This window comes from Larkinella harenae (assembly GCF_054780515.1).
The window spans coordinates 764,665-781,249 of sequence record NZ_BAAGWE010000002.1 but is presented as its reverse complement, the minus strand read 5'-3'; the positions used below and the strand labels follow the sequence as shown (position 1 = coordinate 781,249).

The following is a 16,585-nucleotide window of genomic DNA, read 5'->3' as shown; positions in this document are numbered from 1 at the left end:
AGAATGTGGATTAAGTGTCTGTTTTTCAGTTAGTTATTGGTGGTTATTTTCGTTGTTTTTTGAATTATAAACGGCTGGGAAGTGTTCTACTACTAAGACCAAATATGTTTCAATGGTTGTTCAACACGTTCTTCCTACTCACCCCAAATCGGCGGATTTTGCCCATTCGTTAACCTCCCGGCTGTGGATGCCCCGGCGCGTTTTATTCACCCCCGATGCGCTGGAAGAACCGTTTGGCCAGCAAATCTATGAGCGGGTTATGAATCTGGACTTGCCCGTTGAGATTCTAAAAAACAACCGGATCACGGGGCTGCGCGGGGCCGACGAACGCGAAACCTACCGCAATGCCAAAACCACCTTAGCGGTTGTGAAGGCTCCGCCGGGGGCGTTTCGGCTGCAACCGATTCCCCCATCGGCCGACTGGCAAATGAACCTGGCCGAAGGCTGCCCGGCCCACTGCCAGTATTGCTACCTGGCGGGGAGTTTGCAGGGGCCACCGGTAACGCGCGTTTTTGCGAACCTGCCGCAACTGCTCACAAACACAGCGGCCTACGAACAGCCGAACAAACTGACCACGTTTGAAGTGAGTTGCTATACCGATGTGATTGGTATTGAGCACCTGACGGGCAGTCTGGCCGAGTGTATCCGGTATTTTGGAAACCGTTCGGAGACGCAGCTACGGTTTGTGACCAAGTACGATCAGGTTGATTCGTTGCTCAAGTTGCCGCACAACAACCGGACCCGCGCCCGGGTGAGTCTGAACGCCGACGTCATTGCCCGGCGGCTCGAAGGCGGTACAGCCAACCTCGAAGCTCGTTTGCAGGCCCTGCGAAAGCTGGCCTTACCGCACGAATGGGATGGGGGCGGTTACCCGGTTGGGGTAGTACTGGCCCCCATCATGCCCATCCCAAACTGGCGTGGACACTACACGGATCTGCTCGACCGGCTGGCAATTGCGCTGGATTTCAACTGTGATTTGACGGTTGAGTTTATTACGCACCGGTTTACCGGGGGCAGCAAAGAGGTTTTGCAGAACTGGTATCCCAACAGTAGCCTGGACCTGAATGAAGCAAACCGTAGCCAGAAGCGGAATAAGTTTGGGGGCATCAAATACGTTTACCGACCGGAAGAAATGATTGCGCTCCGATCTTTTTTTTACGATGAGTGGCAAAAACGCTTCCCTACTGCACCCATCCTGTATTGGACCTGATACGGTTTTAATCCGGTAGAAGAAGTCTGCTTCACATAAAAAAAGCCCGGCGACCGCCGGGCTTTTTTCGTTCTGTTGAGTGACACCTCAACTGCTTAGGTCCGGTTTTTTTTTACCGAATATTTCCCAACTTCTTCGCCATCGTCGCGGATCATGCGTAGGTTGAGCTCTTTGGAATTGGCGTGCAGCTTCATCAGCGTACGGTTGCCTTCCAGTGGTCCTCCGCCGATAATGATGGGGTATGGATGTGTGGCATCCGGGTTGTGAACTCCGTATCGGTGCGTATGGCCCGAAATGACCAAATCGACCTTGCCTTTTGCAAACAGGGGCGCAAACAGTTCGCGGTTGTGGAGCGGCCCGTGCCAGTCGCCGGAATGGAACGGCGGAATGTGAATCAGTATTACCCGGTACGGCGCTTTTTTGAACGCTTCAGATTCAATTTCCTTTTCGAGCCAGGCCCGTTCCTGAATGCGGTACTGATCATAAGCTGCCAATCCGCCGTATTCCCAGTTATCATCCGTTTTGTCTTCACCCGAATCCATCACCACAAACCGAACGGGTCCCTGCGTGAAAGCGTAGTAATATTCTTCGGTTGGATACGCAAAATAGTCCGGGATATTCCGCGAAAAAGCCCCCCGGGTTTCGTGGTTGCCCTGGGTCAGAATAAACGGGATTTCTTTCGCAAAAATGTCGACAGCGGGGTTGAGCAGATGATCAAAAACCTGCTGTTCGGTATTGACATTATCGAAGCAGTCGCCGTTGAAAACGACAAAGTCGAAATCCGGTTTGTTGCCGGTGTACCCGTGCCGGTACAGCATGTAGGGGATGGTCTGGGGCCGGTCGTGAATGTCATTGAAAATGACCAGCTTTACCTCCTCGTCGTTCACCCCCGGTGTTTTGAACGTATACGTCGGGCTTTTAATGGCTTCTGCATAGTCGACTTTGCTGGGGTGAAAGTTCAGAATTTCCGAAGAGACAATGCGGTACTTGTAGGTAGTTCCGGGTTTCAGGCCCTTAAGCGTAATCTTGTTGATCTTGTTGTTGGCCTCAATGTGACCATTGCGGTAGCGGTACCCTTTCAGGCTCAAATGCATACCGGCACCGTATTCTACCCAGCTCAGGCTGTTTTTACGCGTGACCCACATGATCGTTGCCTCGGTCTGGCTAACGTTTTGCAGATAGGGGCCGGTCACAAACGCATTTTTTTCGTCTGCAGGCTGGCCCACTGCCCCAAAAGCCGTAGGAGTGAGGGCGCTCAGCGCACCAAGCTGGGTTGCTTTTCCAAGGAAAGTTCGTCGGTTAAAGGGCATGGTTTTGCAGTAAAGTAAGTATGAATGAAAGAGTTCGGGCCGCATGGCGAAGTTACAACACGGCCCGAAACCGGCAATTAATACAGCGGATTCTGAACTAACTTTGCATTCTTCCGGATTTCAGCCACCGGGATCGGGGAAAAGTAAACCTTCGGATTGAAGGCCCGCGTGGCGACCTGCACTACTTTGTATTGATACGTATGCGTGGTTCGGTCGGGATTTAGTTTGCCCAGAATCTCAATACCGGTAGCGTGTTTGTTGAGCGTTTGTTCCGCAATCACCCAGCGCCGGACATCGAAAAACCGGTGCCCTTCGAACGCTAGTTCGTACTTCCGCTCATACCGGTACAAATCCAGCAGGGCTGGCCCGCTGACCGATGCGGCCACAGCGGGCATTCCGGCCCGTTTGCGTATCATCGTCAGGTACGTACGCGCTTCCCCTTCTTCGCCTAGGCGAAGAGAGGCTTCTGCGTAGTTCAGCAGAATTTCGGCGAACCGGAACATAATCCAGGGCTGGTCGCCCCGGAAAAACTGCCCGTCGACGTTTTTGTCCAGAAACTTCCGGGTGTAATAACCGGTCGTGGTGGCATTCCAGTTTTCAACCGGACTGTTGCGCGTATCGACGCCCGGCACCACCTCCACTTTACCGGTGGCGTTGTTCCAGCGTTCGACGTTGGCCGTCTGGATAATGCCAACCGGATCGGAGGCAGCCGCGTCGGCGGGGCGGGTTCGCCAGGGGGCACCGTTGTACAGAATGGATGCGTAAAAACGAGGATCGCGGTTGACGTAGGGCTGTGCTGCCTGCGCCGGATTATTCCAGTTGAATGCGCTGCCATTGCGGAGCTGGTATCCGCTGACAAACTCTTCCAGCGGTACGTTGCCACCCCAGTTGTGATAACCGTTCGGGCCGTTCCACAGATCGACGGACGTCCCGCTCAACTGCTTGTTGTGCAGCTTGGCAAATAGGATTTCCGGGTTATGATTGTCCAGAAAAATACGTGAATAGTTTTCGGCCGCCGAGTCGGTGGGTGTATAGAGTTTGTGCGGACCGGGTTTGTCGATCAGCGCCTTGGCTGCGGCTTTGGCGGTCTGCCACCGTTGTGTTTGATTCCCATCGGTGTAACCAACCAGCGGGTTCGTGTTTCCCGGTTTATTGTACAGATCGCTGGCGGCATACAACAACAGGCGGGATTTCAGCGCCATAGCCGAAAATTTGGTCGCGCGGCCCGTATTGTCGCTGGTGTGCGTTTCGGGCAGTAACTCGATGGCTTTTTCGCTATCTGCCAGAATAGCCGCCACGCAGTCGGCAAATGAACTCCGCTCGATGAGCATACCGTCTTTGTTGTTCAGGTCAAAGTTTTCCTTGAAGAGAGGTACCCCACCCCAGTAACTGACCAGGTTAAAGTAATAATAAGCGCGTAGAAAATAAACTTCACCGGTCAGCCGCTGGCGCAGTTTTTCGTCGTTGAACGGGACGCTGGCAATCTGGGCCATGAACGTGTTGCAGTTCCGGATATTCTTGTAATAGTCCGTCCAGCGGCCAAACTGGGTTAGTGATCCCATGTTTTCGGGCGTCAGCGTACCCTTCACAATCACATCGGTCCCTTTATCGCGGATGTACATGCCTTCGTCGGTCACGGCGGTGTGCATCACTTTCCAGTCATCGCGGAACGGGTCCCAGATGCGGGCGTAAAAATCGTTCACGAGGGCTTCAACCAGGGCCGGGTCGTTCCACACGTCCACATCGCTGATGGCGTCGAGCGGTTTGCGTTCCAGAAAATCGTCCTGACACGACATCGTTCCGGAGAGCATCAGGATTAAAAAAGAAGCGGTTATCGTTTTGGCTAGTTTTTTCATGGGGAGGAATCGTTAAAAGCTCACACTAACACCGGCGTTCAAAATTTTCGTTTGCGGATAATACTGCCCTGAACCGCTAGACACTTCCGGGTCGAATATTTTCACCTTGTCGATGGTGATCAGGTTTTGCCCACTTACATACACGCGCAGGTTCTGCATTTTGAGTTTCTGGGTCAGCCCTGCCGGAATGTTGTAGCCAATTTGCAGCGTTTTCAGACGGAGGTAATCCGTGTCGTACAGCCAGTGCGTGTTGGTTTGGGTGATCCAGTATTCCCGGTTGTCGAACACCCGCGGAACGGTGGCGTTCGGATTGTCTTTGGTCCAGCGGTTTTCCACGTAGGCGCGCGGAAAGTTGCCGATCAAACCCGATTCGGTCCGAACGTATTGGTTGGCGTCACCCGCGCCCTGCCAGAGCATCGTCAGGTCGAAGCCGGCGTATTGAAGGCCGATATTTAAACCGTAGGTCAGGTTGGGAAACTCCGATTTATTGATCCGAATCTGGTCCAGGGCGTCAATTTTACCGTCGTTGTTCACATCACGGAAAATCACATCGCCCGGTCGTGCTCCCGCAAACCGAGGAGTGCTGTTGACTTCATCAACGGTTTTAAAAACACCGATGGCGTCGTAATACAGGCCCGACCCAATGGTCGATCCCGTCCGGCGCTGGTAGTCCGGAACGTTCGGCGATTCATCCCAGAACATAATTTTGTTGCGGGAATACGAGGCCGTTCCGGCCACGTCGAATTTTACTTTTCCGAACGTTTTGCGGTAACTGATCTGAGCATCGAAGCCCCGGTTTCGAACTTTTCCGAGGTTTTCGTCGGGCAAAACCATGCCGGTATACTCCGGTGTTGATGCCGAGCGGGGAATTAAAATATTCGACCGGTTGGTGTAGAAATAGTCGGCTTCGACGGTCAATGCGCCGTTGAAAAAGTGCGTTTCAACGCCTAAATTGAAGGTATTGGCAACTTCCCAGGTAATGTTCGGGTTCGGAATTCGGACCGGATAAATGGCCGAGTTCAGGCTCAGGTTGTTTCCGAAAATAGCGCCCGGAATGGTACCGGAGTCAAACCCGTAGATGCTCAGGAACTGGTAGCTTTTTACTTTATCGTTCCCCATCTGACCCCACGATCCCCGCAGTTTCAGGAAGTTGACAGCATTGATGTTATTCTTCCAGAATCCTTCGTTCGAGACAACCCAGCCCGCCGAGAAGCCCGGAAAAAAACCGTAGCGCTGGTGGCGTGGAAAGTTCTGCGAACCATCGTAACGCCAGTTAAAATCGAACAAGTATTTTTCATTATACTGGTACGAAACCCGGCCAAAGTAGTTCCGGCGGGCCTCTTCAGAAGCCAGCCCCGTGATTTCGCGTTCGTCCTGTCCACCGGCAAATAACTGGTCCACAATCGGCGAAACGAAGAATTTTCGCTTGCCGGAGAATTCGTTGCCTTTCTGCTCATTCTGCTCGTAAGCCACAAATGTGCTCAGGTTGTGCGGGCCAAATGCGCGGTTGTAATTGATTTTGGCGTTAAACGTAACCTGCTGTTCGTGCACAAAGGCCTCGGACAGTTCTGGTTTGGCAACTCCCCGGCTGGCACCATTCAGAATCGGGTTATTCTGGGCGTCAAAACCACCGAAGGTGTACAGCATCCACGGTTTGATAAAGTTCTTTTTGTGGGTCAGTTCCTTGCTGGCTGCCAGGTTTCCATCGACCGACAGGCCTTCGACACCTGGAATTTTGATGTTAGCTCCGAAAATAATGTTGCCGAGGTTGATGTCGTGCTGGTTGTAGCCGCTGGTGTTGGTCGAAGTCACCACGGGGTTGTTGCCCTGCTCGATGTCGGGACCGGGCAAACCGTTGGGCCAGATGGCGGTTTCTGTCGGGCGGCCCCGCAGCAGAAACCGGAAAATAGAACCGGCACTGACTGGCGGATAGTTTTTGTTGCTGTGCCGCCCCTGCACATCGAACATCAGCCGGACGTATTGGTTGACGTCGGCATCGAGGTTGATCCGCAGGTTCTGCTGTTTGTAATTGGTGGCACTGTTGCGATAAACTGCATCTTCGAACAGCGTTCCCAGCGACACAAAATACCGCACTTTCTCACTGCCACCCCGCAACGACAGGTTCTGGCGGTTTTGCAGCGAAACGGGTTTGATAACCGCATCGACCCAATTGGTGTTTGGGTGCGTCCAGGGGGATGATCCGTCGCGGAATTTGGTGATGTCTTCCTGGGTAAACTTGGGCTGGCCCCCGGCGTATTCCTGGATTTCGTTCACCAGCTGGGCATACAAAGGTGCATCGGCCATCTCGGGCAGACGAGTCGGAGAAACAAAACCCTGATTGAAATTGTAGCTAATGGTTGGTTTGCCGCTGCTGCCGCGTTTGGTTTTGATCAGAATTACCCCGTTGGCCGCCCGCGAACCGTAAATCGAAGCCGAGGCATCTTTCAATACCGATACGCTTTCAATGTCGTTGGGATCGATTTTGTCCAGTCCGCCGAGCAGACTCGGAATACCGTCGACCACAATCAGCGGAGAACTGTCGCCCAGTGTACTGCGGCCCCGAATGAGCAGGGTAGAACCGTCGGAACCTGGCTCACCCGAGCGGTTAAAAGCCGTGACCCCCGCTACCCGGCCCGCCAGCGTGTTGGTCACGTGGGTGGTGGGGGCTTGATTCAGGGTCTTGCCATCGACCATCGAGATGGCTCCGGTTACGTTTACTTTCTTCTGCGTTCCGTATCCCACAACCACAATCTCACTCAGCGATTTGGTGTCCGGTTGCAGATTAATATTGACAACCGATTGATTTCCAACGGTTATTTCCTGGCTGGTAAACCCCACAAAGGAAAATACCAGCACGGCCTGCCGATCGGGCACGGCCAGACGGTATTGCCCGTTGGCGTCGGTGGTGGTGCCGCGCGTGGTGCCTTTCAACACGACACTGACGCCCGGTAGTACTTCGTTGTTCTCGCCGGTAACTTTTCCCGAAATGGTTTCTTCTGCGGGTAAAACCGCTGATTTAGCGGCCCCCGCGTGGTCGTTTCCCTCGCTTTGAGCGGGCTGGTTAGTTGGTCCGGACGGATCAGATTCCCGATTCAATATGATATATCCCCCGGCCACGGAATACTGAATCCGAAGCGGACGCAGCATCTTTCCCAGGACTTCGCTAAGCGGCTGGTTGTGGGCCGTAACACTCACTTTCCGATCCCGAATCAGGGCCGGCATGTACGAAAACCGTACTTTCGCCGATTTTTCCAATTGATTCAGAACTGTACGCAACTCCCGTTGGTCAGCGTCGACCGAAACAGTCCGATTCAGCAGTTCCTGTGCCAGCCCATTTCGGCCATAAGCCATTCCGGCCAGTAGCAGAACCAGCATCATGGGTACACCGGTAATTTTCATAAAGAGCGCAAAGACATTGCGTTTTGTTGTTGTTTTTTTCATAATTTACCATCGCTTTGAACGTAAGGAAAAAGCAAAACTCTCCCGGGCTCCTCCGTAGAGGGGCAATCATTACGCTATTAATGAGGGAGTTAATCAAGCCGGTAATGCTGGAACCATTACCGGTTTTTTGGTGAAGAGGGTCTACGGTTTCTGCATAGAATCGGGGTTAAGTTTCTGAAATTAGTCGCAGCCCTGACTAGCCACCACAATCTGCGTATCATAGACTTGGTAGGTGGCGCCGATGGTACGGCAAACGATATCGAGCTTGGTAAAAAACGGCTCGTTGCCTAGCGAAACGGTCAGGGCGCAATCCTGCATAGCGGTTTTGTCGTAGGCAATCGATAAGCCGTACGTTTTTTCGAGCTGCTCGAACACTTCCGAAACCGGCGTATTGTCAAATTGAAAGCTGGTAATCTTGCTTTCCCGTTGCAGCGGAACGGGGTTTTCGACTACCGACCGCATCAGGCGGTTTTCTTTCTCCGAAAAAATGGCCTGCTGGTTGGGCGTCAGTAAAAGCTGTTCGTCGTGGTCTGTCTTCTGGCTTGATTCCGGCATCCGGTAAACGGCCACCTGCCCGGACCGGACCTGAACCGAAACCTGCGTTTGTGCCGACCGAACCAGAAAGCTGGTACCGACAACGCGGGTGACCAGCCCGTTGGTGTAGACCAGAAAGGGCTTTTTAGGATTTTTGGTGACTTCGAAAAAAGCTTCTCCCGTCAAAAAAATCTCCCGTTCCGTTTCCTGATCGAAGTGCATCGAATAACTGATGCGGCTATTCTCCGAAAGTGTCACGCGGCTGCCATCTGGCAGGCTTACTGGCAATGGTGTGGATTTAGTGTTTGAAATTTCCTGCAATGGGAGTTTTGACGACTTGGTCAGGTGCTGGTACGAAAACCGTGGTGGCGCCGACGATGGTTGCCAGACCATCCAGCCCCAGCTCATGGCAGTCAGCAAAACCACGGCGGCAGCGGCCTTCCACCAACCTAGCCGATACCGTGGGCGAATAGCGGGCAACTCCATCGTTGATTCCGTGCTTTGCATAACCCGGTCAATCTCCTGGTTGAGTTCACGTTCGGACAAGGACGGAGGTTGGTTTTGCCAGCTCAGGATGAGTTCCCGAGCCTGTTCCAGTTCCACTTTTTTGTCCGGATAAGCCGCCGTAATGTTCTGCCAAAACGTTTCCTGTTCCGGCGAGCCTGAACGGACCCACTGCTGGAATTTTTCGTCAAAAAGAAAATCTTCGAGGTTATAGTCCTTATACTCCTTCATGGTATCGCACCATTTAACGGCTTTCACAGGGATAGTCAGAAAGTCTCGTCTGAATCATCAAGAAAAGTGAAGAAAATTAATTCTAGGGGCGCAATGTACTGATTGAAAGTAGATTAACTTCTTTTGGGTAGGTTCTGGAAAATACTCGGGGAGTCAGCCTGGGAAGCGGATTAGCAAAGGACCCAGAATAGAAAGAGCAACTGCCAGCTTTCGCGAAATTGCTTCAGGGTGCGGTAGAGTAAATTGGCAGCGGCCGGGCGGGAGATACCCAACAGGTCAGCTACCTGTTCGTTGGAAAGGTTTTCGTAGAACCTCAGGTGCAAGATTTCACGCTGCCGGTGCGTCAGCTGCCCAATCAGGTGTTGCACGCGCAATTGATTCTCGCGGCTGGTTTCGTCCTGAATAATCAGGTTCTCGGCGTAGTCGTCGGCTTCGTTTTCCAGCTCGTCGCCATTGGGAAGGTCGGCCAGCAAACCGGCTTTTTGTTTGGTCTTGAAAATCTGGTGCCGGAATGCCTTAAAAAGGTATAATTTCAGGTTCTGGGTTTCGTTCAGGAAGGCCCGCCGTTCCCACAGATTGACCAGTAAATCGTGCAGACAGTCTTTCAACTGATCACGGTCTTTCAAAAATTGGGTGCCGTACTCGAAGAGTGGCTGATAATATACGCGCAGTAATGCCTCAAAGGCGCAGCGGTCACCTTCACGAAAAGCTTGCCAAAGATGAATCTCCTGGTCGGTCACGAGGCTTAAAGATGATGAGCAGACAAAGCTACTTTTGCCCCAAATAAAGAAAAAGTTTTCCGGTTATAGTAACAATTTTTTCACATTTCGCCGGAATTCTTGATTATTTCTTAACATATCCTACGCATACCGACAAGCAAGGAATTAGGAGCCAAGAGTTATGAATGAAGAGTTTTGGTCGGCGCTGGCTAAAAGTGCGTCAGCCAACCGCCGGGCGACCCCGTCTGGGCGACTCCCTCTCAACTCATACTTCCTCGTCATTCTTCAAACGCCAGTTCCCGCAGCATCTCGATGGTTACGTACTTCAGCACTTGCTGGTGGGTACTGGCCAGCAAAACTGGCGGAGCCACGCCCGCTTCGTAGGCTTCGCGCCAGCGTAATGCATGCAGACACCAGCGATCGCCGGGTTTTAGGCCGGGAAATTGTAATTCGGGGCGGGGCGTGATGAGGTCGTTACCCCGGCTGCGCGAAAACCGCAGAAATTGTTGGGTGACAATCGCGCAGACGAGGTGTTGACCGCGGTTTTCTTCGTCAGTCCGGCAAAAACCGTCGCGGAAGAAACCGGTCTTGGGGTGGGTACAGCAGCATTCCAGCGGATTCCCGTAGACGTTGATGGCATCCATAAAAGAGCGTCGGATGGTACGACGCCCAAGTTAGCGGATAACGGCTTTGATCACAACCGGCTGGTGATCGGATGGGTACCGCTGCTCTTTGGAATCGGTGAGAACGCCGTATTTAAGGACGTCAATGCCTTTTTTGACAAAAATATAATCGATGCGGTTTTTCATCGGCGAATCAAATTTGAAGCTGTTGAAGGTGCCAACGGGGCCGTAGGGTGGCATCGCCGTGACATCGCGGCTATCACTCAGCAGGGTTTTGATGGTGTTGATCTGTTCGGTTTCGGGCGTTGAGTTGAAGTCACCCACCAGTACCACCGGCTCATTTTTGGCAATTTCCTGAATCTTCTGCACCATCAATTTGCCCGACTGCCGACGCGCTTCCACGCCCTGGTGATCGAAATGAACGCTGAAGAAATAGAATTTCTTTTTCGTCGTCAGATCCTGAAAATACGCCCATGAACAGATGCGGTTGCAGCAGGTGGCATCCCAGCCTTTGCCGGGTTTGTCGGGCGTTTCGCTCAGCCAGAAATTACCGGATTTCAGGACCTTGAAACGATCTTTTTTATAGAAAATAGCGGAATGTTCGCCCGCCTGTTTGCCATCGTCGCGCCCCGCGCCCAAGAAGGCAAATTCGTTCAACTCGGCAATACCTTCCAGCTGATCGCGCAGGCCCTCCTGGGTTCCAAACAGGTCGAACTCGTGAAAACGAATGAGGGCTTTAACGTCTTCCTTGCGGTTGGGCCAGGCATTAATTCCGTCATTCTTTGTATTGTACCGAATGTTATACGTGGCAATCGTAATGGGCGTGTCTTTCTGGGAAAAGGCTTCCTGGGTCATTAAAAGGCTGGTCAACAGGAGTAGGATTGTTAGTTTCATTTGATTTTGGATAGATTGAATTGAATTATTTTGCAGAGTTGGGCGGGTTTTTGTGAATCAAGCAGAGACAAAACTCCGCTCAACCCTGCGAAACAGGATATAAACTATTTTACCAGCCCGGATTTTGACCAATGGCCGGGTTCAGCAGCCGGTCATTTTCGGGGATGGGGTAAAGGTAAAATTTATCATTCCATTTCCGTGGAATATTGTTCAGCCACGTCAGTTCGCCCGAGGTATCGTTCGACAACCGTTGCGGATTGGGAACGCCATTGACGGTTTCGGCCACGTTGATGTACATTACACCCGCCAGTTGCGTGGGTGGTTTAACTTTGTAAAACACCACGTCGTTTTTGCCATCTTCGTTCAAATCCAGTGGTTTGTCGAGCGCCGGGACGTAAAAACCGTTCCAGGTTTGTTCCATGAGTTCACCGCGTTTCCAGCGAATCAGGTCCGGGAACCGGAAGCCTTCCAGGGCCAGTTCGATGCCTCGCTCGCGCCGTATTTCGAGCAGCGATGGATTCGAAATGCCCGGGAAATAATTGGCTTGCAGGTAGGGGTCAGCTACCGCAGGCCGGGCCGTCAAACCGCCTGTAATGCCCGCCCGTTTCCGCAGCGCTCCCACGGTTTTGGTCCAGTCATCGTCCGTAAAGGTACCCAACTCGGCTTTAGCTTCCGCGTAATTCAGCAGAATTTCGGCGTAGCGCATGATCGAAATGGAGTTGTCGTTCCGGGTTCCACCGTCGTAAAACGTATCATCCAACGTCCATTTGATGGGTTGGTAACCGGTGTAGGTGTACGAAAAAACCGGTGGGCCAGGCTCCGAAACACCACCATTAACCCGGGTGTAGTTGCCCGACCGGATGGTTTGTGACAACCGTTTGTCGCGCCCTTTTACTTCTTCCATAAAGGTCATGGTCTTGTAACCGGGCTTGCTTGTGAACGGTGTTCCGTCGATGTTCAGGTAGGTATTGACAAAGGTACGAGTCAGGCTCACGCGCGCGCCGTACGTGGCACTGGTCCACCACCAGTTGGCGTCGTTGAAGACACTCAGGGCCGGATCGACGACCGACGACAGCATGATTTCATTCGTCACCGGCGTCTTGTTGATGAACAATTGGCGGTACGATTTGTCGGTGCCGCCTGCTTCGTTGAGCGAAAAACCGCCTTCTTTCATCACGGTTTCGGCTGCGGTGACGGCTTCGGTCAACCATTTTTCGGCGGTGCCTTCCAGCTTGTATGAGGTCTGGTATTTGCGGAACGTGCCTTCAAACAGACAAATCCGGGATTTGAAACCCTGGGCAACGGCTTTGGTAATCAGCGTGCGCGAGTTGTCGGCTGTGGTCCGGATGTTCTGCGTGGCGTAGTTCAGGTCAGCCAGTACCGAATCCATCACCATCACACGCGGATCGCGGCTTTTGTACAAATCCTGATCCGACACGCCCATGGCTTTGTTAATCCAGGGCACATCACCAAACCGCTTGACCTTGTCAAAGTAGAACAACGCCCGGAAAAACCGCGCCAGGCCGACATAATGCCGCCGGACATCGGCCGGAACCGCCGGATTGGTGGCATTTTCGATGAAATAATTGATATTCCGCAGCGCCCGCCAGTCCCAGCCCGAGCTTTGACGGGGACCATAGGCACCATCCCGAATAAAATCCGGTACCTGTGTCCGGGCGGCAAAATCCGCCATTTCATCACTCCGAATGATGGTATTGGCTGTTGGCAGAATGCTGAAATCGGGACTCGTCAGGTTATCGTAAAACGAGTTGCTGTATAATTCCAACCCTTTTTCGCTGCTGAAAACCGCATCTTTGGTAGCCGTCGATTCCGGCACCTGCTCCAGTTCGCTGCACCCGGCAAAAACCAGCCCAGCCAGCAGGAGTCCTATATGTTGTAATTTCATGGTGTTGCTGATTATGAATTAAAAGGTTACCGACAGGCCCATCGTGAAGCTTTTCAGAATCGGGTAGTTGTGGCCATTTCCGCTCGAACCGTTGGTCAGAACACGGTCGGATTCGGTGGCGCTTTCCACGTCCAGATCCCGCGTCAGCTTGTACAGCGAGGCCCAGGTCCAGATGTTTTCAGCCGATACAAACACCCGGGCGCTGGTCATGCCTGCCTTGCTGATCAGCAGCTTTGGCAGGTTATAGCCCAACTGAATGTTTTTCAACCGCAGGTAAGCCAGGCTTTGGAGGTACTTGGTCTGGGCCTGTGCGAGTTCACCCGCGCTGTTCTGGGCTACGTAGCCGCGGTAACGAGGCAGGTACGCATCCGGATTCTCGGGCGACCAGATGTTGTCCAGGTGCCAGGTTGGCAGACGGTTATACGGCCGGTTGTATTGCCCCCAAAACGTACCAGCTTCGGCACCGGGCCACCAGTCCTGCTTGCCAACACCCTGAAAGAAAGCCGAGAAGAAAAAGTTGCTCCAGTCGGCGTTGAGCATGATCCCGTAGGTATAACGCGGGGTCGAGTTCCCGATGATCCGACGGTCGCCCGGATTGTCGACGGTATTGTCACCGTTGTTGATCACCCCGTCGCCGTTGATATCACGAAACTTGATGTCGCCCGGCAGCCATTGGCCGGTGTTCGAGGCCCGGAAGAGCGTTTGCTTGGCCGAGTTTTTAATGTCTTCCTCCGACGTAAAGAAACCGTCGGTGGTATAGCCCCAGATTTCGCCCACGGTTTGGCCGGCATAATAATCGTTCAGTCGCTTATACGGATTGTTGAACTTGTCGATGCGCGCCGTGTAGTCGGCCATGGTCAGCCGAACATCGTAGTTGAACGGTTTTCCGCCAACATTGGCTTTATCCCGCCAGCTCAAAACGGCTTCCCAGCCTTTGGTGGTCAGGTCGGCGTAGTTGCCTTTGGGTACATCCGTTCCAAAAACGGCCGGTAAGGTCATCCCAACGGTAAACATGTCGGTCGTTTTCCGAATGTAGGCGTCGGCAGTCAGGCTCAGGCGGTTATTCAACATGCCCAAATCCAGGCCCAGGTCACCCGTGGTCGAGGTCTCCCAGGTCAAACCGTCGGGAATTACGCTGGGCTGACCGGTTTTCTGCGGACGAACTCCGTTCAGAATCCGGCCTGATTGTGCGATGGCGAATTTCTCCTGAAACGCGTACGAATCAATCGTTCCGTTGCCGAGCGAACCATAAGAGCCGCGGATTTTCAGGTCCGAAATGATCTTGGGCGACACATTCCAGAACGGCTCATTAACCACGCGCCAGCCCGCCGAAACCGAAGGAAAAAAGGCGTAGCGCTGGCCCGACGGAAACTTGGACGAACCGTCGTAGCGCCCGTTGAGTTCGAGCAGGTAGCGGTCTTTAAAACCGTAGTTCAACCGGTAAAAACCGCCCACAATCGCCCAGATTTCACTGCCACCGCCAGTGGTAATGGCCTGACCCAGGGCCAGGTTGATGTCATTCGCATTTTCGTAGATCAATCCGTTGCGAACAACTTCCAGCCGCCGGTAATTGGACGTTTCGTAGTTGTAACCCACCAGCGCTTTTACATAGTGATTGGCGTTGATTTTGGGTTCGTATTCGGCGTAGAGGTTCGTGGCTGTGTAAAGGGTTTCGCGGTAAATGTTCTGCAAGTCGTTGGTATTGGTACCCACGTACTCAATTACGCCCGGTTTACGGCTGTACGGCACCGGCACCCGCCGACGGAATTCGTTGTTGTCGGTATTCTGGAACGTAAAGTTACCGTTGACCCGAAACTGGTTATCAAAAAAGTTCGTCGCAAAGTCCGCCGTGTTCCGGAATACGCGCCGATCCATATCGATACCGTTTTTGCCGTACCAGAAATCGCCGACGGTATAAGCCGCCGAATACGACAGGGTGCCGTCCGGGTTAAACATTGGCGACATGTTGTGGCCTTCGTCCGAGATGTTACGCCAGATGCTACCTCCTTCGCCCACATTGAGCGGGTTGTGGTATTTCATCGACGAAAAGTCGGCGTTGTTGGAAACCTTCAGCCACGGAAACACCTGGACCGAGCCTTTGGCGCGCAAACTCAGGATGTTGTAATCGTCGGAATTGTAGCGGAACAGGCCCTGCTGCGCGTAATACCGTCCGGTTACGTAAAAATCAGCTTTGCCGCTGCTCCCCGATACCGATAAATTATGCTCGGTGGCGCTGGTGTGTTTTTTGTACAACTCCTTGTACCAGTCGGTATTGTGGTAATACACGTATTCGCCCGTACTGGGATCGATGTCGGTTTTGGGCAGACTCGGGTCGTTGTTGCGCCGTTCCAGTTCGGTCAGGTAGGCTGGCGAAAACCGGACGGTTTTGTTGACGTTCTGGGGTGTTTGTGAGTAATCGTTCCAGGCCGACCAGCCTTCGTTAAACATCTTGGCAAAGAGATAACCATTGGTTACAAAATCCGGCACCGTGGTCGGGCTTTTGATGGAGTGGTTCAGTGAATACGTAACGCTGGTGCGGTCTTTGGTTGGGCTTTTGGTTGTAATCAGCACCACGCCAAAGGCACCCCGCGCGCCGTAGATAGCCGCCGATGCCGCATCTTTCAGGACCGATACTGAGGCTACATCGTTGGGGTTCAAACGGCTGGGATCGCCCTCGACCCCGTCGATCAATACCAGCGCATTGCCACCCTGACCAATTGAGGTGGTACCCCGAATATTATACGCCGGTGATTGCGTTGGTTTGCCATCGCCCATTTTCAGGTTCAGGTTCGGAACCGTTCCCTGCAAACCCTGCGTCAGGTTGGGCAGCGAACGGTTGTCCAGTACTTCGCTCGTCACCTGATCGACGGCGCCAGTCAGGTTAACTTTTTTCTGGGTCCCGTACCCGACGACAACAATTTCGCTGAGGGTTTTGGTGTCGGGTTTCAGCGAGACATTCAGACTGGTGCGGTTTCCAACCACCACTTCCTGAGGCTCATAGCCCACAAAGCTGAATACCAGTACGGCATTGGTTTCCGGAACCACCAGCCGGTAAGCGCCATCGGCATCGGTGGTTGTTCCTTTGGAAGAGCCTTTCAAGACGACGCTGACGCCGGGTAAACCAGCACCCTTGTCGCCGTCGGTGACGCGCCCTTCAATGGTGACGTCGGCCATTACGGCCTGGTCAGCGTGCGGTCGTTTGACCCTGGCATCGGCAAGCGTCTGGCCGTGTCCTGAAGCCAGATAGCCCGTCAGGAGCAGGGCCAGAAAGCCCGAGGTTTGTACGATTTTTTTCATAAAGTGTGTGATAAATGAAGAGATTCAATGACAGCAGCAACCTGCTGTTGTAATGAAAGA

Annotated in this window: 10 protein-coding genes; 1 reads left to right on the top strand and 9 read right to left on the bottom strand. The window is 53.0% G+C overall.

Annotated elements, in window-relative coordinates; translation table 11 throughout:
• The first annotated feature begins 112 nt into the window (after window positions 1-112).
• Window positions 113-1,210, top strand: a complete 1,098-nt coding sequence (locus tag ACYVH9_RS14590; protein WP_460637094.1) for a spore photoproduct lyase family protein — start codon at window positions 113-115, stop codon at window positions 1,208-1,210.
• 95 nt (window positions 1,211-1,305) lie between these two features.
• On the opposite strand, the gene ACYVH9_RS14585 is transcribed toward ACYVH9_RS14590, so the two are convergent.
• From ACYVH9_RS14585 to ACYVH9_RS14545, 9 genes are all read right to left on the bottom strand, one after another.
• On the bottom strand, window positions 1,306-2,520 hold the full coding sequence (locus tag ACYVH9_RS14585) for a purple acid phosphatase family protein (RefSeq protein WP_460637093.1): 1,215 nt from the start codon (window positions 2,518-2,520) through the stop codon (window positions 1,306-1,308).
• A 77-nt stretch (window positions 2,521-2,597) separates the two neighbouring features.
• Window positions 2,598-4,376 (bottom strand): RagB/SusD family nutrient uptake outer membrane protein, encoded by a 1,779-nt coding sequence (locus ACYVH9_RS14580; RefSeq protein WP_460637092.1) that lies wholly within the window; start codon window positions 4,374-4,376, stop codon window positions 2,598-2,600.
• Between the two features lie 12 nt (window positions 4,377-4,388).
• Window positions 4,389-7,817 (bottom strand): TonB-dependent receptor, encoded by a 3,429-nt coding sequence (locus tag ACYVH9_RS14575; protein ID WP_460637091.1) that lies wholly within the window; start codon window positions 7,815-7,817, stop codon window positions 4,389-4,391.
• Between the two features lie 180 nt (window positions 7,818-7,997).
• On the bottom strand, window positions 7,998-9,113 hold the full coding sequence (locus ACYVH9_RS14570; protein WP_460637090.1) for a FecR family protein: 1,116 nt from the start codon (window positions 9,111-9,113) through the stop codon (window positions 7,998-8,000).
• A 143-nt stretch (window positions 9,114-9,256) separates the two neighbouring features.
• A complete protein-coding gene (locus tag ACYVH9_RS14565; protein ID WP_460637089.1) occupies window positions 9,257-9,826 on the bottom strand; it encodes an RNA polymerase sigma factor in 570 nt (189 codons plus the stop codon).
• A gap of 257 nt (window positions 9,827-10,083) precedes the next feature.
• Window positions 10,084-10,449 (bottom strand): DUF2237 family protein, encoded by a 366-nt coding sequence (locus ACYVH9_RS14560; RefSeq protein ID WP_460637088.1) that lies wholly within the window; start codon window positions 10,447-10,449, stop codon window positions 10,084-10,086.
• Between the two features lie 30 nt (window positions 10,450-10,479).
• Window positions 10,480-11,322, bottom strand: a complete 843-nt coding sequence (locus ACYVH9_RS14555; RefSeq protein WP_460637087.1) for an endonuclease/exonuclease/phosphatase family protein — start codon at window positions 11,320-11,322, stop codon at window positions 10,480-10,482.
• A 109-nt stretch (window positions 11,323-11,431) separates the two neighbouring features.
• Window positions 11,432-13,228: a RagB/SusD family nutrient uptake outer membrane protein gene (locus tag ACYVH9_RS14550; protein WP_460637086.1), complete on the bottom strand. Its 1,797-nt coding sequence runs from the start codon at window positions 13,226-13,228 to the stop codon at window positions 11,432-11,434.
• Between the two features lie 18 nt (window positions 13,229-13,246).
• On the bottom strand, window positions 13,247-16,525 hold the full coding sequence (locus tag ACYVH9_RS14545; protein WP_460637085.1) for a SusC/RagA family TonB-linked outer membrane protein: 3,279 nt from the start codon (window positions 16,523-16,525) through the stop codon (window positions 13,247-13,249).
• Between the last annotated feature and the right edge of the window lie 60 nt (window positions 16,526-16,585).